This window comes from Parvibium lacunae (genome assembly GCF_003335215.1).
In the GTDB taxonomy this organism is placed as follows: Bacteria; Pseudomonadota; Gammaproteobacteria; order Burkholderiales; family Burkholderiaceae_D; genus Parvibium; species Parvibium lacunae.
In genome coordinates this window covers 275254-301061 of sequence record NZ_QPGB01000001.1, presented here as the reverse complement: position 1 = coordinate 301061, position 25808 = coordinate 275254, and the positions used below count along the sequence as shown (strand labels likewise).

22 protein-coding genes are annotated in these 25808 nt (G+C 51.4%); 18 read left to right on the top strand and 4 right to left on the bottom strand.

What is annotated here, in order from left to right; all coding sequences use genetic code 11:
* Positions 1 to 4 precede the first annotated feature (4 nt).
* The 16 genes from ytfE to DU000_RS01325 all read left to right on the top strand — a co-directional run bounded on the left by ytfE (position 5) and on the right by DU000_RS01325 (position 18982).
* Positions 5 to 757 carry an iron-sulfur cluster repair protein YtfE gene (gene ytfE / locus DU000_RS01400; protein ID WP_114401568.1) on the top strand — a complete coding sequence of 251 codons (753 nt, stop codon included), beginning with the start codon at positions 5 to 7 and terminating at the stop codon, positions 755 to 757.
* Between the two features lie 139 nt (positions 758 to 896).
* Positions 897 to 1607 carry a Crp/Fnr family transcriptional regulator gene (locus DU000_RS01395; RefSeq protein ID WP_158529600.1) on the top strand — a complete coding sequence of 237 codons (711 nt, stop codon included), beginning with the start codon at positions 897 to 899 and terminating at the stop codon, positions 1605 to 1607.
* A gap of 20 nt (positions 1608 to 1627) precedes the next feature.
* Entirely contained in the window at positions 1628 to 2821 is a 1194-nt protein-coding gene (locus DU000_RS01390; protein WP_114401566.1) for an NnrS family protein, read from the top strand.
* 116 nt (positions 2822 to 2937) lie between these two features.
* Positions 2938 to 4185, top strand: a complete 1248-nt coding sequence (locus DU000_RS01385) for an MFS transporter (protein ID WP_114401565.1) — start codon at positions 2938 to 2940, stop codon at positions 4183 to 4185.
* Between the two features lie 89 nt (positions 4186 to 4274).
* A complete protein-coding gene (locus tag DU000_RS01380) occupies positions 4275 to 5657 on the top strand; it encodes a NarK family nitrate/nitrite MFS transporter (protein WP_114401564.1) in 1383 nt (460 codons plus the stop codon).
* Positions 5658 to 5818: 161 nt separating this feature from the next.
* Entirely contained in the window at positions 5819 to 9610 is a 3792-nt protein-coding gene (locus DU000_RS01375; RefSeq protein ID WP_114401563.1) for a nitrate reductase subunit alpha, read from the top strand.
* Positions 9607 to 11169: a nitrate reductase subunit beta gene (gene narH / locus DU000_RS01370; protein ID WP_114401562.1), complete on the top strand. Its 1563-nt coding sequence runs from the start codon at positions 9607 to 9609 to the stop codon at positions 11167 to 11169. Before DU000_RS01375 ends, narH begins: the two co-directional genes overlap by 4 nt.
* Positions 11170 to 11179: 10 nt before the next feature.
* Positions 11180 to 11851, top strand: coding sequence for a nitrate reductase molybdenum cofactor assembly chaperone (narJ, locus tag DU000_RS01365; protein ID WP_114401561.1), 672 nt, complete (start codon positions 11180 to 11182; stop codon positions 11849 to 11851).
* Between the two features lie 19 nt (positions 11852 to 11870).
* Entirely contained in the window at positions 11871 to 12554 is a 684-nt protein-coding gene (gene narI, locus DU000_RS01360; RefSeq protein WP_114401560.1) for a respiratory nitrate reductase subunit gamma, read from the top strand.
* 38 nt (positions 12555 to 12592) lie between these two features.
* Complete coding sequence (locus tag DU000_RS01355; RefSeq protein WP_114401559.1) at positions 12593 to 13180, top strand: hypothetical protein; 588 nt, start codon at positions 12593 to 12595, stop codon at positions 13178 to 13180.
* The gene (locus DU000_RS01350) at positions 13177 to 13911 is read left to right on the top strand and encodes an oxygen-binding di-iron domain-containing protein (protein ID WP_114401558.1); all 735 of its coding nucleotides are present in this window, start codon (positions 13177 to 13179) and stop codon (positions 13909 to 13911) included. The genes DU000_RS01355 and DU000_RS01350 overlap by 4 nt, the downstream gene beginning before the upstream one ends.
* A gap of 90 nt (positions 13912 to 14001) precedes the next feature.
* Positions 14002 to 15039, top strand: coding sequence for a GTP 3',8-cyclase MoaA (gene moaA, locus DU000_RS01345; RefSeq protein WP_338049451.1), 1038 nt, complete (start codon positions 14002 to 14004; stop codon positions 15037 to 15039).
* Between the two features lie 29 nt (positions 15040 to 15068).
* Positions 15069 to 15764, top strand: a complete 696-nt coding sequence (locus DU000_RS01340) for a carbonic anhydrase (RefSeq protein WP_114401557.1) — start codon at positions 15069 to 15071, stop codon at positions 15762 to 15764.
* A 57-nt stretch (positions 15765 to 15821) separates the two neighbouring features.
* A complete protein-coding gene (locus DU000_RS01335; protein WP_114401556.1) occupies positions 15822 to 17786 on the top strand; it encodes a type IV pili methyl-accepting chemotaxis transducer N-terminal domain-containing protein in 1965 nt (654 codons plus the stop codon).
* Positions 17787 to 17827: 41 nt separating this feature from the next.
* A complete protein-coding gene (locus DU000_RS01330) occupies positions 17828 to 18499 on the top strand; it encodes a response regulator (RefSeq protein WP_192878412.1) in 672 nt (223 codons plus the stop codon).
* Positions 18500 to 18571: 72 nt separating this feature from the next.
* Complete coding sequence (locus tag DU000_RS01325; protein ID WP_114401555.1) at positions 18572 to 18982, top strand: putative zinc-binding protein; 411 nt, start codon at positions 18572 to 18574, stop codon at positions 18980 to 18982.
* Here DU000_RS01325 and thrC read toward each other — a convergent pair.
* The 4 genes from thrC to DU000_RS01305 all read right to left on the bottom strand — a co-directional run bounded on the left by thrC (position 18960) and on the right by DU000_RS01305 (position 23492).
* Entirely contained in the window at positions 18960 to 20396 is a 1437-nt protein-coding gene (gene thrC, locus DU000_RS01320; protein WP_114401554.1) for a threonine synthase, read from the bottom strand. The two genes, DU000_RS01325 and thrC, sit on opposite strands and share 23 nt — an antisense overlap.
* Before the next feature lie 19 nt (positions 20397 to 20415).
* Positions 20416 to 21756 carry a homoserine dehydrogenase gene (locus DU000_RS01315; RefSeq protein WP_114401553.1) on the bottom strand — a complete coding sequence of 447 codons (1341 nt, stop codon included), beginning with the start codon at positions 21754 to 21756 and terminating at the stop codon, positions 20416 to 20418.
* Positions 21753 to 22193 carry a GNAT family N-acetyltransferase gene (locus tag DU000_RS01310; protein ID WP_114401552.1) on the bottom strand — a complete coding sequence of 147 codons (441 nt, stop codon included), beginning with the start codon at positions 22191 to 22193 and terminating at the stop codon, positions 21753 to 21755. Before DU000_RS01310 ends, DU000_RS01315 begins: the two co-directional genes overlap by 4 nt.
* A gap of 69 nt (positions 22194 to 22262) precedes the next feature.
* On the bottom strand, positions 22263 to 23492 hold the full coding sequence (locus tag DU000_RS01305; protein ID WP_114401551.1) for a pyridoxal phosphate-dependent aminotransferase: 1230 nt from the start codon (positions 23490 to 23492) through the stop codon (positions 22263 to 22265).
* A gap of 158 nt (positions 23493 to 23650) precedes the next feature.
* Between DU000_RS01305 and DU000_RS01300 the strand changes: the two genes are divergently transcribed.
* The gene (locus DU000_RS01300) at positions 23651 to 24046 is read left to right on the top strand and encodes an Mth938-like domain-containing protein (RefSeq protein WP_114401550.1); all 396 of its coding nucleotides are present in this window, start codon (positions 23651 to 23653) and stop codon (positions 24044 to 24046) included.
* Entirely contained in the window at positions 24043 to 25803 is a 1761-nt protein-coding gene (locus DU000_RS01295; RefSeq protein ID WP_114401549.1) for a glycosyltransferase family 39 protein, read from the top strand. Before DU000_RS01300 ends, DU000_RS01295 begins: the two co-directional genes overlap by 4 nt.
* Positions 25804 to 25808: the final 5 nt, after the last annotated feature.

The window sequence follows — 25808 nt, the reverse complement described above, 5'->3', positions numbered from 1 at the left end:
CATCATGACCACCGCCGCTACTTTCACGCTAGATCCTACGCAAGCCATCGGGCAAATTGCCGTCGCGTTACCAGGCGCGACCGCTATTTTTCGCCGCCTCAAAATGGACTACTGCTGCGGCGGCCAAATCAGCCTGGAAGCGGCAGCCGATAAGAAACACTTAGACCTGGAACCCATTCTGCAAGAACTTGCCCAACTCGCTGAGCGGCGTCATGACGATACCGCGCTAAGCATTACTGATGTGCCCGCTCTGATTGACCACATTTTGACTCGCTACCACGACGTTCACCGTGCGCAATTACCTGAACTCATTCTCATGGCACGCCGCGTCGAAGCAGTCCATCGCGATCATCCAAACGCCCCAGTGGGTCTCGCGCAGTTATTAACTGAGATGGAAGTCGATTTACTCAACCATATGCAGAAAGAAGAGCAAGTGCTATTCCCCATGCTCAAAGCGGGCGGCAATGCATTTGTTGTCCACCCTATCGGTATGATGCGCAGCGAACATATTGATCATGGTGCAACTCTTGAGCGGTTGGCAGCGCTCACGCAAGAGATGACCCCGCCACCGGGCGCATGTACGACCTGGCGTGCCCTCTATGCGGGGCTCGCACAATTGGCCGATGATCTGGTTAACCATATTCACCTAGAAAATAATGTCTTGTTTCCTTTATTTGAGCCGGAAACCCAAGTCGGGGAGGAATTTCGCGGAGGGTGCCAAGTAACGTCCAACAATCCCGCTAAATCCTGCTGCTAGGGTATAGGCTGAGATACGGATTACGCTCAAGCTCCCGCACATGGACATTCAGGTTCGTCTCCGTAATACTGTTGGCAAGACGCCCACGGCCTCAATGGCCTGTTCGGGATGCCAACTGCAAACAGTTTGTTTTTCCTCTATGGGCAAGGATGAGACACCGGCTGAAAATACCATCACGCACTGCATGTTAGCGCTCAAAAACAAGCAGAAACTCTGTTTCCGTTCGATGCCCCACCCTACCTTTTATGCCCTGCATGCGGGCACACTCAAAAGCACCCTCTCACTTGGCACGGCGCATGGAATTATTGATTTTCATTACGCTGGGGAGTTGATAGCTTTACACACGCTTGCACCCATGCCACAAACCGTGGTGTATGAGGCCATTGGCGATTGCGCCGTTTGTGTGATTGAATTAAATCCGAGCCAACTGGATAAACAGGCTCTCAATAGCGCCACAGCCAGCCCAGCCCAGCCAGCTCTGTTATGGCAACAAATGGGGGCCGCGATTAGCCAATACCAACAACAGTATGTTTGGCGTAGTCACTTACCCGCACTCCCACGCTTCATTCGTTTTTTATTACAAACGCACACTAGACAACAAGCTCAAATCAGGCTCGGTATGACTGCACCTAGCGCCAACACATCCATTTCCTATTGGATTGACTTACCGATGACACGCAGCGATATTGCGAATCACCTCGGACTAACCCTGGAAACAGTCTGCCGCTTACTGGCTGATTTACGGCAGAAAAAAATCATTGAAATTCACGCCCGACAATTACATATTGTGCAGCCAAGTGCATTTGAAAAGCTCAGCGAGCAGCGAGAGGTTGTCTCCAATAAAAAATAACAAACCTATTTCAGCGTAACATGCCGCCGTTTTTGCGTCCGTTTTACTTCCTCGGCAGTCTCTTTGCCATCTGGGCGGTTCCTTACTGGCTAAGCCCGTTCGACATCACACACTGGTTTGTATTTACAACTGGCCTACCGATGTCTCCGCCTTTTCCAAAGGCGTTATGGCATGCTCACGAAATGGTCTATGGCTATATCTGGGCCATCATCATCGGCTTTTTATTCACCCCTGCTCACACATCGTTGCATGCCAAGACCGCCGCCAGTCAATTACTAAGACGACGACTATGGCGATGGTTAATCATTCGTCTACTTTATTTATCTCCGTGGGTGGATGTTGCCTTTGCGCTAGAAATTTTATTGCTGACTAACCTGGCACAGCCGTCATTAAAAAAACTACTTCAAGCTAGAATCTGGCGACAAGGCTACATATTGGGTTTAATCAGCCTGTTTATTGTTATTGATTTAGGCTGTTGGCTGAGTTGGCGTATCCCCCTCAATACGCTTTCGCCGCTCATATTTCTCGATAGCGCACTCTTCGTCATCGCTAGTCTCATTAGCGTGATGGGTGGGCGGATGATCCCCGCTTTCACTGCCAATGCCACCGCCAGTCTGCGGCAATGGCGATGGGCCTGGTTAGATCGTATCGCTATATTTTTCACGCTAATGTGCGGCTTGCTGCATCTATGCCATGCGTTCATAGCAATACCCGGATTGATAAGATTTATGGTGCCATTGGCTACCGCATTAGCACATGGCTTGCGCTGGCTTGGCTGGCGCCCCTGGACGAGCCGCCATCAGCCCTTGCTTTGGATTCTGCATCTGTCGTACCTCTGGATCATCATCGGCTTTGCTTTACTTGCTGGCGCGCACATGCCGCACGGCACTATCCCCCTGAGCATTGCCCTACATGCGATCGCGGTGGGCGGCATCAGTGGCATGATCATGGGCATGATGACCCGTACTAGCATGGCTTACACCGGCTCTCCGCTACGCACTGGACGTGCTGAATGGTTTATTTATCTGGGAATACAGGCGGCCGCAGGCAGTCGGGCGATTTTACCCGTTGCCCTTTACGCCTACCTACCGATTTTGGAACCACGCTATTACACGCATTGTCTGTGGCTTTCCGCTAGTTTCTGGATAAGTAGTTTGGGCATATTTTGCTTTGCTTATTGGCCCCAGTTAAGCCATCCACAAAAACATTACTAGTCCTTAATAACTAGGCGCCCCCCTCCTTTTTCTAAGGCCATCCCTCCCTTCGACGAATCGTTTTTATCCGGTCTTTTCTTTAACCTTAAAGCGTCAATTCAGGTTAGGAGAAAGGCATGGAAGATAAAAATAAAGCGTATTCGGTACTGATTGCCAGTACCGCCTCATTCACAGTCTGCTTCGCTGTATGGATGATGTTTGCGGTGATTGGGATTCCACTCAAAAAACAGTTGGGACTCAACGAAACCGAATTTGGTTTGCTGACCGCTATTCCGGTACTGACCGGTTCGCTGGTGCGCGTGCCCTTGGGTTTTTTAACCGATAAGTTTGGTGGCCGTATCGTCCTGTTTGGCTGCATGCTCGCCACTATCCTTCCCATCTGGTGTATTCAATACGCGACCGCGTACTGGCACTTTCTCGTGCTTGGTTTGTTTGTAGGGGTAGCTGGCGGCTCTTTTTCCGTGGGCACTCCCTATGTCGCGCGCTGGTTTCCTAAAAATAAACAGGGCATGGCCATGGGGGTGTTTGGTGCAGGTAACTCCGGGGCCGCTGTCAACAAATTTATTGCACCGACCTTGATTGCGGCAGGTGGCTGGGTACTCGTTCCCAAAGTCTATGCGATTGGGATGACCGTAATGGCCGTCATTTTCTGGTTCAGTTCTTTTCAGAAAAAAGAACACCTTGTTCAAAACAGCGCTAGTTTGCGTGAGCAACTCGCCGTGATGAAAGACCCACGTGTCCTCAAGTATTGCCAGTATTACTCGATTGTCTTCGGTGGTTATGTCGCCCTGTCGCTGTGGATGACGAAATACTATGTGAATGAATATGGTTTTACGCTGCAATCGGCGGCCTTACTCGCCGCCTGCTTCTCTTTGCCCGGTGGCGTCTTACGCGCGATTGGGGGCTGGATGTCCGATAAATGGGGGGCCCATAGCGTGACCTGGTGGGTCATGTGGGTGACGTGGATTTGTCTGTTCATTCTCTCTTATCCGCAAACTGATTTCACGATCGTCACTGTCAACGGCCCCAAATCTTTCCATATTGGCCTCACCCCAGTCACCTTCACCATTCTCATGTTCATCATGGGTATGGCTTGGGCCTTTGGCAAAGCCTCCGTCTTTAAATACATCTCCAATGAATACAGCCACAACATCGGTGCCGTATCCGGCGTAGTGGGTTTGGCCGGTGGCTTAGGCGGGTTTGTCTTACCAATACTGTTCGGGGTGCTGGTCGATCTCACGGGCGTGCGTTCGTCCTGCTTCATGTTGATGTACGGCGTGACTTGGGTTTCGTTGATTCTGATGTACTTCACCGAAGTCAAAGGCCAACACTTCTTAGAAGTCAAACCCAAACAAGCAACTTGATTCACCCCTGTTAAAGGCACAACCGATATGGCATCGCTCTCGTCGCAAAGCATGAATGAGCATGCCTTTTATATGAAAAGGAGTAATTCATGAGCTCACACGTCATCCAACGCTGGGAACCCGAAAACCCCAGCTTCTGGCAGCAGCAGGGCAAAGGCGTCGCCCAGCGTAATTTGTGGATATCCATTCCGGCGCTCACCCTCGCCTTTAGTGTCTGGATGGTATGGAGTATGGTGGTGGTTAAGCTCCCTAGCGTGGGCTTTAAGTTCACTACCGATCAGCTCTTCTGGCTCGCCGCTTTGCCCGCGTTATCGGGAGCCACCCTGCGTATTTTTTATTCTTTCTTGGTGCCGATTATTGGCGGACGCAAGTGGACGGCACTTTCTACGGCTAGCCTGCTGCTACCCGCGCTCGGGATTGGCTTTGCGGTACAAGACCCGAATACCAGCTACCCGACAATGCTTATCCTCGCCCTGCTGTGCGGCTTCGGCGGTGGTAACTTTAGTTCCAGTATGGCCAACATCAGTTTCTTTTTTCCAAAAGCAGAAAAAGGTACAGCGCTGGGCCTTAATGCAGGATTGGGAAATTTGGGCGTCTCATTGATGCAGTTTTTAGTCCCGATTGTCATTACTTCAGCGGTATTTGGCTCACTCGGCGGGGAAGCACAGCATTTCACTAAAAATGGGGTGGAAAAAAGTTTGTGGCTGCAAAACGCTGGCTTTATTTGGGTACCGTTTATTGTCTTTGCCACCATTGCGGCTTGGCTAGGCATGAATGACCTCGCGGAAGCCAAATCGTCCTTCAGCGAACAAGCTGTGATTTTCAAACGCAAACACAATTGGCTCATGTGCTGGCTATATATCGGTACCTTTGGCTCTTTCATTGGTTTCTCCGCCGGCTTGGCCATGTTAACCAAAGCCTTGTTTCCCGAGATTGATCCCACGAAATACGCCTTCCTTGGCCCCTTGGTAGGCGCATTGGTGCGTCCGATTGGCGGTTGGCTCTCCGACAAAATTGGCGGTGCGCGCGTGACATTCTGGACATTCTTGCTGATGGCACTGGCAGTGTATGGCTTGCTGCAAACTCTCCCACATCAAGGTGTCGGAGGTAACTTCCACGCGTTTCTCGGTATCTTTATTGTGCTCTTTGCCCTGACCGGGATTGGGAATGGTTCTACTTTCCGCATGATTCCGGTGATTTTCTTAACCCATCACCAACGTTTAGCCGCACGCAACCACGCGGGGCAGAAACAAGCGCAAACAGACGCCGGTCGGGAATCCGCAGCCGTATTGGGATTTGCAGGCGCGATTGGCGCATATGGGGGTTTCTTCATACCCAAAAGCTTTGGCAGTGCCATCAGCATGACGGGCAGCCCTGATGCCGCGCTTTGGATATTTATCGGCTTCTACCTAAGTTGCTTAGTCATCACCTGGTGGTTCTACTCGCGCAAAGGCGCGGAGATGCCTTGCTAATTTTCACACTCAATCGACCTTGGCATCTAGTTCTTTGTGACTAGCCAATTCTAGCTCGAATGTGGCTTGCGCCCTCCTCCACTGGGGAATACGCAAGCCACCCGTCTTTCAATAAGCTAACACTGAAAATCATTACCATCCTTACATAGAGGGAGTCCGAGATGAGCCACTTTCTTGATCGTCTCAATTACTTAGGCAAAATTAAATCGACATTTGCGGATGGCCACGGTGCAGTCGTCAATGAAGACCGCACATGGGAAAACGCGTATCGCAGCCGCTGGCAACACGACAAAATTGTGCGTTCCACGCATGGTGTCAACTGCACCGGTTCTTGTAGCTGGAAAGTCTATGTGAAAAATGGCCTCATCACCTGGGAAACGCAACAGACGGATTACCCGCGCACTCGCCCAGATTTACCTAACCATGAGCCGCGTGGCTGCCCCCGTGGGGCTTCCTATAGCTGGTACGTGTATTCCGCCCAGCGTGTGAAATACCCCATGATTCGTGGCCGCCTGATGGAAATGTGGCGCGAAGCCCGCAAAACGCTCGACCCGATTGCCGCCTGGGAAAGCATCAGCCAAAACCCCGAGAAAGCCAAGCGTTATAAAAGTGTGCGCGGGCAAGGCGGCTTTGTTCGCGCGGACTGGGATACGGCCACTGAAATGATTGCGGCTGCCAATGCCTACACCATTAAACAGTTTGGCCCGGACCGCTTGATTGGCTTCTCACCCATTCCGGCGATGTCGATGGTGTCGTATGCCGCCGGGGCACGCTACCTCAGCTTATTGGGTGGCGCATGTCTGAGCTTCTACGATTGGTATTGCGACCTGCCGCCCGCCAGCCCACAGATTTGGGGCGAACAAACGGACGTGCCTGAATCGGCTGACTGGTATAACTCAACGTATTTGATGGTGTGGGGTTCTAACGTCCCCATGACACGCACCCCTGATGCCCACTTCTACACCGAAGTGCGCTACAAAGGTACCAAGACCGTGGCGGTTTCGAGTGACTTTGGCGAGATGGCAAAGTTTGGCGATATTTGGCTTGCCCCCAAACAAGGCACCGATGCCGCCCTGGCAATGGCGATGGGCCATGTAATTTTGAGCGAATTCCATCAAGGCGTGAGACGCTCGGATTACTTCACGCAATACGCCAAACAGTATACCGATATGCCAATGCTCGTGTTATTACGCCAGCAGACGAATGGGCAATACGTAACCGATCATTTCCTGCGTGCCTCACATCTTGCAGAGCAGCATAAAGAAAGCAACAACCCTGACTGGAAAACCCTGCTCATCGATAGCCGCAGCCAAAAACTCGTCGTGCCCAATGGCACCATCGGTTTCCGCTGGGGGGAAGACAAGGCTGAGAACGGCAAAGTGGGCCGCTGGAATCTGGAAATGAAAGAAGGGCAAACCGGTGAAGAAATTGATCCTCAACTCACCCTGCTCGGCCAGCACGATACCGTGATCGAGGTCAACTTCCCTTATTTCTGTAGCGACCGCGGCGAACTGATAAAACAACGTGTACCGGTTAAACAAATCACCTTAGCCGATGGCAGCACCGCATTTGTCGCTACCGTCTTCGACTTACAACTCGCCAACTATGGCGTTAATCGAGGCGTAACCGAGTTACAAAGCGAACGCACCCCCAATTCCTATTTAGAAGACTTACCCTACACGCCAAAATGGCAGGAAAAAGTCACGGGCGTAAAAGCGGAACTGGTGATTCAAGTCGCCCGTGAATTTGCGCAAAATGCCCACGACACCCATGGCAAGAGCATGGTGATTGTGGGAGCCGCGCTCAACCACTGGTATCACATGGACATGACGTATCGCGGCATTATCAACTTATTGATGATGTGCGGCTGCGTCGGCCAAAGTGGCGGTGGCTGGGCCCACTACGTCGGGCAAGAAAAACTCCGTCCACAATTTGGCTGGGCTCCCCTCGCCTTTGCACTGGATTGGCAAAGACCACCGCGTCAGATGAATGGCACCAGCTTTTTCTATGCGCACACCAGTCAATGGCGGCATGAAAAATTGCCCGTTGATAGCATCCTTGCCGCCACTGCCAAACAAGAAACCTACCAGAACATGAGCATGATCGACTTGAACGCTAAGTCGGAACGCATGGGCTGGCTGCCCTCGGCCCCGCAACTGCAAACCAACCCACTGGATGTCACCGCAGCGGCGGTACAGGCTGGACAAGACCCCGTGCAATATGCCACGGCACAACTTAAAAATGGCGCGCTGCGCATGAGCTGTGAAGCGCCGGACAACCCCGCCAACTTCCCACGCAATATGTTCGTGTGGCGCTCCAATATTTTGGGTTCGAGCGGCAAAGGCCATGAGTATTTCCTCAAGTACTTACTCGGCACGCAAAACGCCCTATTCGATGATGCGAGCCAAGCCATTAAACCGACCGAGGTGGAATTTCAAGCCCAAGGCGCCGAAGGCAAACTGGATTTGCTCACCGTATTGGATTTCCGCATGAGTACCACCTGTCTGTATGGCGATATCGTGCTACCGACGGCTACCTGGTATGAGAAAGACGATCTCAACACCTCCGACATGCACCCCTTCATTCACCCGCTGAGTGAAGCCGTGCAGCCGCTTTGGGAAAGTAAAACCGATTGGGAAATTTATAAACTCCTTGCTAAAAAATTTACCGAGATCGGCGGCGATTATCTTGGCACCCGCAAGGACTTGGTGTTGACGCCGCTCATGCACGATACCCCTGCGGAATTGGGGCAGGCCCTGGAACCCAAAGACTGGAAACATGGCGAGTGCGATCTCATCCCCGGCAAAACCGCACCGAATATGACCGTGGTGGAGCGCAATTACAAAGAGATTTATAAAAAATTCACCTCTGTCGGCCCCCTGTTGGACAAACTCGGTAATGGTGGTAAAGGCATTAGCTGGAACACCGAGCATGAAGTGCATGAGCTGGGTGCACTCAATAAAACCGTGACCGAAGGCGGCGTGAGCCAAGGGCGTCCACAACTCAATACCGCGATTGATGCAGCGGAGATGATTCTGACCTTTGCCCCAGAAACCAACGGCCATGTTTCGGTGAAAGCCTGGGAAGCCTTGAGCAAAATTACCGGACGTGACCACACCCATTTAGCCGTCGGGCGGGAACACGACAAAATCCGTTTCCGCGATGTTCAAGCACAACCACGCAAAATTATTTCAGCCCCCACTTGGTCTGGGTTGGAATCGGAAGAAGTCAGCTACAACGCAGGCTATACGAATGTGCATGAACTGATTCCTTGGCGCACCCTGACCGGGCGGCAACAGTTCTACCAAGATCACCGTTGGATGCTGGACTTTGGTGAGGGCTTTTGCGTTTACAAACCTGCGATTGACACCAAAACCATCGCCCCGATGCTCGGCCAATATCCGAACGGGGAAAAAGAGTTGGTATTGAACTGGATTACCCCGCACCAAAAATGGGGCATTCACAGTACCTACTCGGACAACCTGCGCATGCTCACCCTCAGTCGCGGTGGTCCACACGTGTGGATTAGCGAAGCCGAGGCGAAACAAGCGGGACTGGTCGATAACGATTGGGTCGAAGTGTTTAACGTCAACGGCACCCTCACGGCGCGCGTGGTCGTGAGCCAGCGGGTGCCGCAAGGCATGTGCTTGATGTATCACGCCCAAGAAAAAATCGTGAACGTCCCCGGCGCAGAAACCAGCGGCAAACGCGGTGGCATTCACAACTCCGTCACCCGTACGGTCTTAAAACCCACGCACATGATTGGGGGGTATGCCCAGCAAGCGTATGGCTTTAATTACTACGGCACGGTGGGCAGTAACCGTGATGAGTTTGTCGTCCTCCGAAAAATGCGCAAAGTGGAATGGCTGGAAGGCCCTAGGGTTGAAGATGCGGTTGAAAAAGCGCTTGAAAAAACAAGTGAAGAGGTAGCTAAAGAAGGAGCAGCAAAATGAAAATTCGCGCCCAAATTGGTATGGTGTTGAATCTCGATAAATGTATCGGCTGTCACACTTGCTCAGTCACTTGTAAAAACGTCTGGACCAGCCGCGATGGCGTGGAATACGCTTGGTTTAATAATGTAGAAACCAAACCTGGCGTGGGTTATCCCAAACAATGGGAAAATCAGGAAAAATGGCAAGGGGGCTGGGAACGCACACCCGATGGTCAATTACGACCCAAACAGGGCGGCAAGCTGAAAATTCTCAGTAACCTATTTGCTAACCCAAATTTGCCGCAAATCGACGACTATTACGAACCGTTTACCTACGACTACGAGCACCTGCAAAAAGCACCCCTCAGTCAAACGCCGCCCACGGCGCGCCCAGTCTCGGTGATAACGGGTAAAAAAATGGAAAAGATTGAGTGGGGCCCGAACTGGGAAGACGATCTCGGCGGCGAGTTCAGCGCCCGCAGCCGTGACCAGCTTTTTGAAGGGATTCAAAAGGAGATGTATTCCACCTTTGAAAATACTTTCATGATGTACTTGCCCCGTTTGTGCGAGCATTGCTTGAACCCGACTTGCGTGGCCTCGTGCCCTTCTGGCTCAGTGTACAAGCGCGAGGATGATGGGATTGTGCTGGTCGATCAAGACAAGTGCCGCGGCTGGCGCATGTGTATTTCTGGCTGCCCGTACAAAAAAATCTATTTCAACTGGCAAAGCGGCAAGGCAGAAAAATGTACTTTTTGCTTTCCCCGGATTGAAGCCGGCCAACCCACAGTCTGCTCTGAAACCTGCGTGGGTCGAATTCGCTATCTGGGTGTGATGCTGTACGACGCGGACAAAATTGCCGAAGCTGCCGCCATTGAAAACGAACAGGAACTCTACGAAGCCCAACTCGGTTGCTTCCTCAACCCGAATGATCCCGCCATTCTGGCCGAAGCACGCAAACAGGGCATTCCCGAAAGTTGGTTAGAAGCGGCTCAGCGTTCGCCCGTGTACAAAATGGCAATGGACTGGAAAGTGGCGTTCCCTTTACATCCAGAATACCGCACCTTACCCATGGTGTGGTACATCCCACCCCTGTCCCCCATTCAAGCAGCTTTTGAAAATGGACAAATGCCACACACCACTTATGGCGACAGCATTATTCCCGATGTGAAATCTTTACGGATTCCCGTACGCTATCTCGCCAACCTGCTGACTGCCGGTAAAGAGCAGCCCATTGTCACCGCACTGGATCGGATGATCGCGATGCGCGCTTACAAACGCAGTGAAGTGGTGCACGGTAAGGGCGATGCTGCGCTCTTACAGCGCGTCGGTCTGACACCGGCCTTGGTAGAAGACATGTACCAGATTATGGCCATTGCGAATTACGAAGATCGCTTCGTGATTCCCACCAGCCACAAAGAGCTAGTGGAAGACAGCTTTAACGAAAAAGGCAGTTGTGGTTTCAGCTTTGGCAATGGTTGCTCCGGCGGCACTTCATCGGGTTCACTGTTTGGCAAAAAGCCCCAAGGCAGCACCGTTTTTGTGGACATGCCCAAGTCCCGCAAAAAAACCACGACAGAATGAGGAGAATCGAATGACCCATACTATTTCTTCTACCTTGCGTGTGCTATCGGCCTTGCTCAGTTACCCCGAAGAGGGGCTACTCGCAGCGCTGCCAGAGGTTCCTTCGCGCCTAGGCAACATGCAGTACACCACCCTGCAACCGCTCCTGAATTTTATGCAGGCGCACTCCTTAATTGAATTGCAGGAAAACTATGTAGCCACATTTGATCGTAATCCGGCACACTCGCTACATCTATTTGAACATATTCATGGTGAAAGCCGTGACCGTGGGCAAGCGATGGTGGATTTACTCAACGAATACCAGACGCACGGGTATGAACCCCACGCGGCGGAATTACCCGACCATGTGCCACTGTTTCTGGAATTTCTTAGCCTCGTTCCCACGCAGGAAGCGGAAACCCTACTCGGTGATGCCATTCATGTACTGGCAGCGATTGGCGAGAGGCTAGAACGAAATGCCAGCCCCTATGCCGGTGTGTTCAAAGTCTTACGTAGCTTAACCACCGTGGTACCGCAAGCCTTAACCATGCCACCCATCAAAGACATGGATGAGGCGCTGGAAAAATTTGGCCCAGATTCCATGGGGGTAGAACCGCTGCTGAAGCCAGGCTGTGAATCTACCAACACCCCTCAGCCGATTCAGTTTTATCCAGCAGCGTCCCGCATGACTACCGCCATGTAAGGCCAAGGAGAATCTCACTATGAATACCTTGCATCAATTTCTATTTGGCATTTATCCCTATATTGCTTTATGCATTTTTTTATTTGGAAGCCTCGCACGTTTTGAGCGCGAACAATACACCTGGAAAACGGATAGCTCTCAAGTCCTCTACCAGGGTAATTTGCGTGTGGGCAACATCCTGTTTCATATCGGGGTAATCGGGCTATTTTTCGGCCACCTCGTTGGCTTACTCACGCCCGTGGCGGTATGGGATGCACTGGGCGTCAGCCACGGCTTTAAACAACTGGTTGCGATGACCGCAGGCGGCATTATGGGAAGCTGTTGTCTACTCGGCTTGCTGATTCTGCTGCACCGTCGGCTCAGCAACCCGCGTATTCGCGCAGTAACCAAAATCGGCGATAAAGTGTTACTACTATGGTTGCTCACCACGCTACTGCTCGGTTTATCTACCATCGCGGTATCTTCTCACCATTTAGACGGTCACGCGATGGTGCAACTGATGACTTGGGCGCAACATATTTTCACCTTTCAGGGTGATGCCGCCAGTTATATCCTCGATGCTGATTTACTTTTCAAACTGCACCTATTCATGGGCATGACTTTGTTTGTAATTTTCCCCTTTACACGCTTGGTCCATGTGTGGAGTGGCTTTGCGAGTGTGACTTACCTAGGTCGTGCTTGGCAAATTGTCCGACCACGCTAAATAAGCCTCACAGGCGATAAAGGGCTCTAGGGGAAAATATGGAAAACCAGCGCGAATTACAGCGAGTCACCGCCTTAAAAGAAGGCATCAAAAACATTGCGGTACATGCCTTCCAAATCAATCTTTTGGGCATTAACGCGATTGTGCTGGCCAAACAATTTGGAGAGAAAGCGCGTGCCTTTGGGGTTATATCCAAAGAGCTGCGCGAGTTCAGCCAATCACTCCGGCAGCAAATGCAGGGGCTGGGAACGGCCAGTGCTGATTTAGTCAGTTTAGCTACCCAGCAGCTTAAATTGGAACGACAATTAGCGCTGCTCCAGCAAACAGCCTTGCAATTGAAAAATCCAACCGTGCTAGGACGGTGCATTCATCAATCTCAACATACCAGTCACGCACTGAATCAACACATTACGCAGGCACATCAATCTATGTATACCTGGCTGGAGGGGGCTTATCAAGTCTGCCTGTTTGGTTCAGTGATTGCCCGTTCTGCCAAAATCGAAGCGGCCTATGTGCGGGATATGGGCACGGGTTTAACTGAAGCATCAGATGAATTTGCCGACTACATAGACCAGATTCTTCCGAACCTAGAAATACTGAAAAAAGCCATTAGGACAGATGCATGAAAAAAGCGACACTGATTTATTCTGATGGGCCCCATCAATGGTACGCGCTGGCGCGTGATCCAAGCAAACCAGACTGCCTGATTGATACGAATGAATATCTGATCCAATATCAGCAGCATGCCCTACTAACCGATCCTGGCGGCATGGAAATTTTTCCTGCTGTCTTTAGCGCCCTTTCTGAAGTCATTGATCCACTGTGCGTCACCCAAATTTTTTCGTCCCACCAGGACCCTGATGTGATTTCTTCATTAGCGTTATGGCTATCCTTCAATCCCAACTTGATTTGTCATGTCAGTGGTTTATGGAAAAGTTTTATTCCCCACTTTGGCGGAGATGAAGAAACCATCCAATCCATTCCAGATCAAGGGAAAGAACTAATTGTAGACAAACTCTCTTTACAAACCATCCCAGCGCACTATTTACATTCTTCCGGAAATTTTCATCTTTACGATGCCAAGGCTAAGATTTTATTCAGTGGGGACATTGGTGCTGCACTTCTCCCACCACAGCACGCTGAATTGTTTGTTAAAAGCTTTGACGAGCATATTCGTTTTGCTAAAGGTTTCCATCAGCGTTGGCTGGGTTCGAATACCGCTAAACGTGACTGGTGTGAACGTGCAAGTAAGCTGACGATTGAACAGCTTTGCCCGCAGCATGGGGCAATCTATCAAGGTAATGACGTCATGCGCTTTATTAACTGGCTGGATGAGTTACCTGTCGGAGTTGTTTAATTCATAACCCAGCCCCTAGTTCAAAAGAACTAGAGAGGCTAGCTAGCTTGTCGAATGGTGTAAGCACGGCTTATCCATAACAATAGTGTTATGGATGCTATGCCTATCAACCCCTTTTCACTTTCTGCCACGTCTCCCACTACGGTGCAAGCCGGGTTAATTGACCCGTTTGGCCGAAAAATCGACTATCTACGGGTTTCCGTGACGGATCGCTGCGATTTGCGCTGTCACTATTGTCTACCCAAGCGCTTCCGCGATTTTAGTGAACCAGAAAACTGGCTCACACTGGACGAACAATTGCAAGTGATTCAAGCCTTTTCGGAGTTAGGCGTTAAGCGGGTGCGGTTAACGGGTGGTGAACCACTATTGCGGAAGAATCTGACCGAATTTGTACACGGTATTGCTGCACTACCTCTGATTGAAGACATTTCACTATCCACCAATGGCACACAATTAGCCAAGCACGCACACGCCTTAAAAGCAGCCGGATTACATCGACTGAATATTAGCCTAGACTCATTAGAACGTCGCTGCATGGCCGATATTACAGGCAGCGACAGCCTTCCTGCTGTGATGGCGGGTATTGCCGCCGCACAAGAGGCTGGGTTCAGACAAATTAAAATCAATATGGTCGCACTGGCAAATTTAGAAATAAGCGATTATGAAAAAATGGTGGACTATTGTTTTAATCAGGGGCTAACCTTGCGCATGATTGAAACCATGCCAATCGGACAGACTGGACAGCAAACCCCATATATCAACCTACAGTCAATCCAAAATCAGCTTGTTCAACGCTATCAGCTCGAACCGGCAGCACAGGAACTCGGTGGGGGCCCCGCGCGTTACTGGCAAACACAGGATGGAAAAAGATTTATTGGATTTATTACACCGATCTCGCAACATTTCTGTGCCACCTGTAATCGTTTGCGCTTGAGTGTAGAAGGCAACTTACATCTATGCCTCGGGCAAAATGATCGGGTACCTTTGCGAGCACTCATACGCCAGGGCTTATCGCTAGATGAGTTAAAAGATCAGCTTTTGAATGCCATCGCCAAAAAGCCAGAAAAGCATGACTTTACCCAACAACCCCATAAAATCGTGCGGTTTATGGCAAGCACTGGCGGTTAGCCAGCACACCGGGACACAGGGGTATCAATATGCATGATATTGAGAAATTTCTTCAGGGTTTTCAGCAATTTCAATCAAAGTATTTTGCTGATGACCATGCCCTATTCGATGAACTCCGCCAAGGTCAACACCCCAACACACTCGTCATTGCGTGTTGTGATTCACGCGCCGATCCGGCTTTATTATTGGGGTGCGATCCAGGCGAGATTTTTGTGGTGAGAAATATTGCTAATCTGGTGCCCCCCTGTGATAGCGATCACCACTATCACGGCGTCAGCGCAGCCATTCAATTTGCGGTACTCAATTTGGCAATTAATCGGGTGATCATTCTCGGCCATTCACAATGCGGGGGGATTCGGGCACTCTTTAGCGAACCCATCAGCCATGCTCAACAAAGTCCACATATTGAAGGCCCTGATTTTGTGAGTAAATGGCTATCCATTGCTGCGCCCGCGAAAGAACGCGTGCTCAAAGCCCATTGTTTGCACCCACTCAGTACTGAACAGCAACGACATGCAGCGGAAATGGCGAGTATCATCAATTCACTTCATAACCTGCTAAGCTATCCTTGGCTCAAGCAGGCGGTTGAACAACAAAAGCTGAGTTTGCATGGCTGGTATTTCAATTTGCAAGAGGGGGCTCTGTATGCCTATTCCGCACGTGCCGATCAGTTTTTAGCAATGATTAGTGGGGTCACGCATCCGAACACGCTGGATAGCTGGTAAACCTGTAAAGCAATGACAATGTACGCACACCGCCACACTGTGAAACAGATATAGACCATGTCAACACAACCTTTGAATTGGCTCCGTTCACTCTCTGGCCGAATTATCGGCTTGTCACTTCTCGTGTTATTTGTTGGTTTAACCATGATGGGAGGCACCTTATGGCTATCTTGGCAAATGGAAGGTGAGGCTGCGGCGATCAATGATGCCGGTAGCTTACGCATGCGAGCCTATCGTCTCGCGCTGGCGCTGGAAGATACACAGCTCAGTCACCATCAGAATCACTACCCACTGCGTGAGGAAATTCAAGGCATTGATGACACGCTGACATCTCTCAGTGTAGGTGACCCGACACGGCCCCTTGTAATGCCCAATAACCCGGAGGTAAATCGTAGCCTAGAAACGGTTAAGACACTGTGGACGCAAAAAATGCGCCCATTGGCATTACAGGCCCTAGAGACGAGCCCTGTTCAAAATAATACGTCACTGAGCCGTGACTACAGAACAGAACTAGAACCCTATGTTGCGCAGCTACAGCAACTGGTTAAACTGATTGAAAGTGATAATGCGCATAAAACGACCTGGCTACGAATTTCACAATTAGTCCTGATTGCGATGTCTATTGCGGGTACAGTCGCCATCATTTACTTACTGTATTTATGGATTATCCAACCCGTGCAATCAATGCAGAGTGCGATTGGCCGTATGGCGCGAAAAGAGTTTAATGCCCGTGTCCCCATCGAATCGGATGATGAATTTGGTGAACTCGCACAGACTTTTAATCATATGGCTGAACAACTCAGCCAACTCTATCAATCACTCGAACAACGCGTCGCAGAAAAAACGCAAACACTTGAACAACAGAATCACGAGTTAAGCGTACTCTATAAAACCACGACCTTCCTAAATGAACCGCATGCACTAGAACTTTTGTGTCAGGGTTTTATTGAACAAACGATTCAACACTTTACTGCGGACGGCGGCTCACTCCGACTGTACTCGGAACGAGATAAAACCCTGCATCTCGTCAGCACCCAAGGCTACTCCCCTGAAATGGCCGAAGATGAATTCTGTTTACGCGCTGGCGATTGTCATTGTGGCGTGGCCATGGCTAGCGGCAAAAGCCAGTTATACGATCTGCGGATTCCCATTCAACCGATCGGCACCACACAACCCAGTGTTGAAATAAAACCCCACTGCGGCGAAATGGGATTCTTAAAAACGGGGATTTTTCAAATTGACTATCAAGGACAAAAACTCGGGATTTTTACGCTCCACTTCAAGCATGACCGGCAACTCTCGCTGCCAGAACAACGCTTACTCCAAACCTTGGGTCAACATCTAGGAGCAGCCATTCAAACCATGCGCCTAAGCCAACAAGCTCGGGAGCTGGCTATTGCCCAAGAACGGAATTTGGTTGCCCAGGGGCTGCATGACAGCATTGCACAAGGCTTGTCTTATCTCAATATTCAAGTGCAGCTCTTGCAAGAGTCGATTCAAACAAAGGACTGGGAACAAGCCACAGAAATCGTACCGTTTCTACAGGCAGGAGTGCAAGAGAGTTATGAAGATGTCCGTGAACTGCTTTTAGACTTTCGCAGCAAATTGGAAGAAGGTGATATCGAACGTGCGATGCGCAACACCATAGACCGCTTCACTCGCCAAACTACGCTACCAGTCACCCTTGAGGTAGAAAACGATGGTCCGGCCTTACCCCGTGATCAGCAACTACAGATTTTGTTTATTCTGCAAGAAGCCCTATCCAATATTCGCAAGCATGCGCAGGCCACACAGGTGTCCGTCACCGTACACAATCACCATGATTTCACGCTGAAGATTCGAGACAATGGCTGCGGCTTTGACTTAGCCACGAAACAATTTAAAAACAGTTCACATGTGGGTTTAAATATCATGCGCGAGCGAGCGAATAAAATTTCAGCGACGCTAAATATTGAAACACAAATGGGTCAAGGGACCATGATTAATTTACATCTCGCGCAAGCGCAACGACTGGCCGCCTGAATAATTCATGAGACTAGCTGAATGGAGTGCAAAAGCAAATCATGTCTAAGCCAATCAATATTTTACTGATTGATGATCACGCCCTATTTCGCAGTGGGGTTAAATCTTTGTTGCAACGCTATCCGCAATTTACCGTTGTAGGGGAAGCCGCTGATGGCGCAGAAGGCTTAAAACGTGCTCAACAACTAATGCCTGATGTCATCTTGCTTGATCTGCACATGCCTGGCATTTCCGGCCTACAGGCTTTACAAATGATTTTGCAAGAACGCCCACAACAAATTATCCTGATGCTGACCGTCTCAGAAGATGCGGACGATCTCAAACAAGCGCTCGAACGCGGAGCTAAGGGTTACTTGCTTAAAAACATTGATACCGATTATCTCGTCCGTGCGATTGAGCGTGCCGCACAGGGTGAAGCGGTGGTTGATGAAAACATGACAACTAAACTCGTTGCCCAACTAATGCAACCAAGCAAAGTGACTTCAGCCACAACCGCAGAGTGGGAGAAGCTAACCCCGCGCGAAATGGATGTATTGCAAGGGTTAGCCATGGGAGAAAGCAATAAGGAAATCGCACGCCGCCTTGATGTCGCGGAAAGTACCGTCAAAATTCACGTACAGAATATTTTAAAAAAACTGAACCTAAGTAGCCGTGTGCAAGCTGCAGTATATGCGGTCGATCATGGCTTAGATAAATTACGCACACAACAATAAAGTGTTCTAAACAGAATGGTCTAGCTCTATAGAAGGATAGGCAATTCGGTATATCGTCATTACACTGATGTCATGCCTGACATTCACACCCTACGCACTCGCCCGCTGGTCTATAGTTGTTCCGGCTGCTCTGATGCAGCACAGACTGCCAACTATTACGCCCTAAAGCTTACGCAAGAAGAGCGTGCAGAAATGTCATGTATTGCTGGGGTGGGTGGCGGTGTACCGGCCTTGGTCAAACAGGCCCAGTCTGGTCGCATCATTTGGGCGATTGATGGATGCGCGATGCACTGCGTGAAAGCTTGTTTAGAAAAAGTGTGCGTCAAGCCCGATAAACACATCACGCTCAGTGACTTATCGATCAAAAAGCACAAACATCAATTACTAGATATGGAACAGGCCAATGAACATTGGCCTGCATTGCTCGTAGAGCTAGAAAAGACTGAGCAGTCGAGCAATATTACAACCCCGTCCGCTGCGTGATAAAGTCTTTCACCGTTTGCACATTCACGTCCATCACTTCGCAGCGCTGCGGTAAATCTTCAATCCCGGCAAAGGCCGGTGGACGTGGGGCGGCTTGCCCAGTGGCTTCTTTGACAGTCTCAGCAAACTTAATCGGTAAGGCGGTTTCTAACACCAGCATGGGGATGCCGGGTTCGCGCCATTCTTGCGCGACTTTCATGGCATCGGCCGTGTGGGTGTCGATGAGCACACCATATTTGGCTTGGGTCTCGCGAATGGTTTGCAAGCGGTCGGCATGCGTGCTGCAGCCTGAGCCAAACCCATAGCGGCTGGCGGTTTCGGGGAAGGCGGGGTGCTGCGACAAATCGAAATACCCTTGGCTATCCACTTGCTGCCACAGGGCTTTGACGGCAGCGCCATCTTGGCCGAGCAGGTCGTACACAAAGCGCTCGAAGTTAGAGGCCTTGGAAATATCCATCGAGGGGCTAGACGTCTCGTAAGTCTCGCTGGACTTGCGCACGCGATATACGCCGGTGCGGAAGAATTCGTCCAACACGTTATTCTCATTGGTGGCGGCGACTAAGCGGCGAATCGGCAAGCCCATTTGGCGGGCGATGTGCCCGGCCAGGACGTTACCAAAATTACCTGACGGCACGGTAAACGATACTTGCTGATCGTTGCTAGTGGTGGCCGCAAAGTAGCCTTTGAAGTAATAGACCGCTTGCGCCAAGACCCGCGCCCAGTTAATAGAATTAACGGTACCTATTTTTTGGCGAGCTTTGAAAGCGTGGTCGTTCGACACGGCTTTTACGATATCTTGCGCATCATCAAACATGCCGCGAATGGCGATATTGAAAATGTTTTCGTCTTGCAGCGAATACATTTGCGCACGCTGGAAGGCACTCATTTTGCCGTGGGGCGAGAGCATAAACACGCGCACACCGCGCTTGCCGCGCATGGCGTATTCGGCTGCCGAGCCGGTGTCGCCACTGGTAGCGCCGAGGATGTTGAGTTCACTATTGGTTTTGGCGAGTGCGTATTCAAACAAGTTGCCCAGCAACTGCATGGCCATATCTTTAAACGCCAGCGTGGGGCCGTTGGACAGCTCCAGAATATGCAGGTCTTTTTCCAGCGTGGTGAGTGGCGTAATCTCGTTGGCTTGCGCGGGGTTACGGCCATTGCAATACACCTGCGCGGTGTAGGTTTTTTTAACCAAAGCGCGCAGATCGTCAGCGGGAATATCGGTCGCGAACTTGCTGAGAATTTTAAACGCCAGATCGGCGTAACTCAACTTGCGCCAAGCCGTCAGCTCGGCATCCGTCACCTTGGGATAGCTGACGGGCATGGCCAAGCCGCCATCAACGGCCAAGCCTTCAAGCAGGATTTGTGAGAATTCTTGCGGGGCAGAGCCTCCGCGTGTAGAAACGTATTGCATACGGTGTAGCTTTAATGAATTAGTTGAGTTCTTCCATGCGAATGCGCGTGACCGGGGCCAGCACACTCGACAGCGCTTGGATTTTTTCCAGCGCGGCATTCATGAGTTTTTCTTGCGTTTGGTGCGTGAGCAGAATCAAATCGGTTTGTGCCACGCCTTGGCTGGCCGGCTCAAACAACTCGGCTTCTTTCTGCAAAACGGCATCCAGCGAAATTTGCTGGTCGGCCAGAATGCGGGTGATGTCGGCCAACACGCCCGGCTGGTCAGCCACGCGAATCCGCAGGTAATAAGCAGTGTGTACTTCGCTGATCGGCAGAATCGGGGCGTTATCCAGCGCATCGTGCTGGAAGGCCAGGGACGGTACGCGGTGGGATGGATCGGCATTCAATAAACGGGTGACATCCACCAAATCGGCGACCACGGCAGACGCGGTTGGCTCGGCACCGGCACCGGCACCGTAGTACAGCGTGGCACCGACAGCATCACCTTTAACCAAGACCGCATTCATCGCGCCTTCTACATTGGCAATCAAGCGCTTGCTAGGAATAAGCGTGGGGTGCACGCGCAGCTCGACGCCTTCTGGATGGCGGCGGGTAATCCCCAAGAGCTTAATGCGGTAGCCGAGTTCTTCGGCATAACGAATATCTTGCGCGGTAAGTTTGGTAATGCCTTCGGTGTAGGCTTTGTCGAATTGCACCGGAATCCCAAACGCAATCGCAGATAGCAGTGTGAGCTTGTGGGCAGCATCCACGCCTTCGACATCAAACGTGGGATCGGCTTCGGCGTAGCCCAAGCGCTGCGCTTCGGCCAGCACGGTACCAAAATCCAGCCCTTTACTGCGCATTTCGCTGAGGATAAAGTTGGTGGTGCCATTGATAATGCCGCTCACCCACTGAATGCGGTTCGCTGACAGGCCTTCACGCACGGCTTTAATAATGGGAATACCCCCAGCCACGGCGGCTTCAAAGGCCACGATCACGCCTTTTTCACGGGCCTTGGCAAAAATTTCATTACCATGTACAGCCAGCAACGCTTTGTTAGCCGTCACCACATGTTTGCCATGGGCAATCGCTTCCAGCACCAGTTCGCGTGCCAGAGTGGTGCCGCCAATCAGTTCGCATACCACCTCAATGTTGGGGTTGCGCACAACCGCAAAGGGATCGGCCACGACCTCAACATCATTCGCATTCAATGTTGTCAACAAATTATCGATCTTGCTGCGGGTGCGGGAAGAAACGGCCACAATATGGAGCTTGCAGCCAGCGCGGCGGGTAATCTCAGCTTGATTCCGCAGCAACACATGAAAGACGCCACCGGCAACGGTGCCGGCCCCGATTACCCCTATTTTGACTGCTGTCACTTTTTTAATCCTTTGCGAAAATTAAAAGAAGGAATCGTGAATCCTTCCCGAAAATAAAAACGATGCGCCTGCTGACGCTGTGTTCCTGAATCCAAGGCAATACAATCTGCGTCGAGTTTGCGGGCTTCCCGCTGCAGGTAATCAAGCATAAATTTCCCCACGCCTTGGCTGCGATGGGCTTCATCTGTTACCAGATCATCGATATAAAAATGCAGGCCGGTATAGGTATTTTCATAACAGCGATATAGCGCAAGGCCGAGCACTTTAGCGCCATCAACTGCCGCGCATAAGGTTGCGCCACCCGCCGTCACGCGCTGAATTTTAGCGCTGTAATCATGAGCCATCTGCGTGCGAAGTTGCCGATGCACGGCTTCGGCCCGCAGCAACCAGGCTGGGTGGTGGATTTTACCGCCGCTCGCTAATATCAGCATTTCCATTGTAGGTTCCTATTCCATCAAGCTCGGTGTTCCTCTACTCGCATCGAGCAGGAAAAGCCATCGGTATCGTTAATCAGTGCCTAAGCGACGCCGATAGCCCTCGCAAAAGCGGGCGATACGGTGCATCGAATCCTGCAAGTCGTCGGTGTTGGGCAAAAAGACCAAGCGGAAATGGTCTGGGCGGGGCCAGTTAAAGCCTGTGCCCTGTACCAACAACACTTTTTCTTCTTCCAGCAGCGCCAGCATGAACTGCTGATCATCTTGGATTGGATAAATCTTGGGGTCGAGGCGCGGAAACATATATAGCGCGGCTTTGGGCTTCACACAGCTAATGCCAGGAATCGCCGTGAGCATGTCATATGCCAAGTCGCGCTGGCGGCTCAGGCGGCCAGTTGGCGCCACCAGATCGTTAATGCTCTGGTAGCCCCCCAAAGCAGTTTGAATGGCGTATTGCGCCGGCACATTCGGGCAGAGACGCATCGCCGCTAAAATATTCAGCCCGTCGATATAGTCTTTGGCATGGCGCTTTTCACCCGACACAATCATCCAGCCCGCACGGTAGCCGCAAGCACGATAGTTTTTAGACAAGCCGTTAAACGTCACAAACAGCACATCATCAGCCAGCGAGGCAATGGAAGTGTGGGTATTACCGTCGTACAGCACTTTGTCGTAAATCTCGTCGGCATAAATAATCAGATCATGCTGCCGTGCAATTTCAATCATGGCATGCAGCACCGCATCGGGGTACAGCGCGCCAGTGGGGTTATTAGGATTAATAATTACCATCGCTTTCGTGCGATCAGTAATTTTGCTGCGCAGATCATCCAGATCCGGGGTCCAATCGGCCCCTTCATCACAAATGTAATGGCGCGGCACCCCACCCGCCAAGCTCACAGCGGCAGTCCAGAGCGGATAGTCCGGCGCGGGCACCAAGACCTCATCGCCATTGTTCAGCAACCCCTGCATGGCCATCACGATCAACTCTGACGCGCCATTGCCCAGATAAATATCATCGATCTGCACACCCGCGATCCGCTTTTCTTGGGTGTAATGCATAATCGCTTTACGGGCGGCAAACAAGCCCTGCGAGTCTGAATAAGCCGCCGCATTACCCAGATTGCGAATCACATCCTGCCGGACTTCATCCGGCGCCTCTAAACCAAAAGCCGCGAGATTACCAATATTGAGCTTGATAATACGCTGGCCTTCCTCTTCCATTTGCTTGGCGCGGCGCATTACCGGGCCACGAATTTCATAGCAAACGTTGTCTAATTTGGCCGATTTTTGAATGGGCTTCATGGCTTTTCTTTCTGGCGGGAGCCTGGGTGAAAGCCGATCATGGCTGGCACTCAGGAAACAATTCCAAGTTACAATGTGGCTACAGCGGAATTTAGTGATTTTAGCCTTATTCTGCCACCTTGTTGATCACAGCCGCCCACAAATTCCAGCATAACAGCATGAAATTACACGCCGACACCGCATCAGCACTGAACACCATCACTGCTTATGATGTGAATTACCTGGAAATCAACCAGCAGCGTTACCCCCACTCTCTTTTTTTACATCCGCGCCACCTCGAATCCTGGGCCGTGCAACATCTCGATCAGCTTGCGCCTGACAGCCTTGATTACTTGGCTGACACCCCATTTAGCTTCCCTCTCGAAGTGATTCTACTTGGCACGGGCCGCCGCCAGCGCTTCCCCCACCCCCGCTTACTCAGCCGCTTGCATGCGCTGCAAGTTGGGGTTGAAATCATGGATACCCAAGCTGCTTGTCGGACGTATAACATCCTGATGAGTGAAGGCCGCCAAGTCGCTGCTGCATTAATCCTAGAATCGGACCCCACCGCATGAATTCCGTCACTGCCCCTATCACTTGGCGACGTTGGCTGAGTGTTTGTTTGCTGCTCTTTATCGCCCTCTGGTTTGGCACCCTTGAAGTCCGCGATTTAATTCGCACCGACGAGACACGCTATGCCGAAATCCCCCGTGAAATGGTCGCCAGTGGTGACTGGATTACCCCACGCCTGAGTGATCTCAAATATTTTGAAAAACCGCCCCTGCAATACTGGGCGACCGCAGCAGCCTTCACCGCCTTTGGCCCCGCCGCCTGGACAGCACGGCTATGGACCGCCCTCACCGGCGCACTGGCGATCTGGCTCACATGGTTTACGCTGCGGCGGCTCACAAGCAGCACCACCACGCCCAACTTAGCTGGCACTGCCTCGGCCATCCCCTGGCTGGGGGCTGGCATGTTAGCGAGCAGCTTGTTTTGGATTGGCGGCGGCCATATCAACTCGCTCGATATGGGGTTGAGTTTTTTTATGCACGCCACGTTGTGCTGCCTGTTACTGGCCCTGCACGCCGACCACACTCACGCGCCATTACAGGCAAGGCGCTGGATGCTAGCAAGCTGGGCCAGCATGGCGCTAGCCGTCATGAGCAAAGGCTTAATCGGCATTGTGTTACCCGGCGGTGTGCTGGTTGTTTATATCTTGCTCACCCGCGACTGGCGGTGCCTGCGCCGTTTAGAGTGGCTGCGGGGCTTGGCGCTTTTTTTCGCCATCACCGCCCCTTGGTTTATCTTGGTTTCACTGCGTAACCCCGAGTTTCCAGAGTTCTTTTTTATTCACGAACACTTTCAACGCTTTGTCAGCAAAGGGCATCGGCGTGAAGGCCCCCCCTGGTACTTCATCCCTATTTTGCTGGCTGGCCTGCTCCCCTGGACCTCGTGGCTGTTTAAAGCCTTATGGCAAGGCGTTTGCCAGTTGTTGCCTGCCCTCAAGCGCCCTCAAGCCATGCCGTTTGAGCAACGCCAAACGCTGTTACTGTGGCTGTGGGTTGGCCTGATTTTTGTTTTTTTCAGTGTTTCCAGCTCCAAGCTACCCGGCTATATTTTGCCCATCTTCCCTGCGCTGTGCATGCTGCTTGCGCCGCAGCTTGCCGCCACCGCCAACCGCTCGCTACGCTGGCATGCCTTGGCGGTTACGGTGGTCACCGGTATCTTTGCCGCAGCCATTGCCCTGCTCTACCCGCAGCAAATCAACAAAGACCTGTTTTACCGCGATCTATATTGGCAATATGCTGAAATTTTATTGCTGTGCTTGGGCTTGCTAGTCACCGCCAGCGCCATCACTGCCTGGCTCGCCCACCGCCATCGTCAGCAGCCACAGCCAAGCTGGTCTGCCTACCTCTTGCTCGGGCTAGCCAGCTTTGTGGCCGGCCACGGCATTTTGCTGGGCCACCAAGTGCTCTCGCCCAGCAGCTCAGCGCGGGTCATGGCGCAAACGCTCAGCCCCTACCTGGAAACAGACACCCCACTGTATAGCGTTGATATTTTTGAGCATGGGCTGCTGTTTTACACGCAACGCCCCGCGATCTTGGTCGCCACCAAAGATGAAATGTATCTCGGGGTCGCCCAAGAGCCGCATAAACAGATACCTGATCTGGCCCAATTTGCCCAGCGCTGGCAGCAAGAAAAAAAAGCCATTGCCTTGGTTAAGCCAGACCGGCTGCCCGAGTTAACCGCGCTCGGGGTGAAATTTGACATACGCTATCAAGATCAGCGCCGCATCCTCATTAGCAAACCGCTCACCTCTCCGACGCAATAAACCCT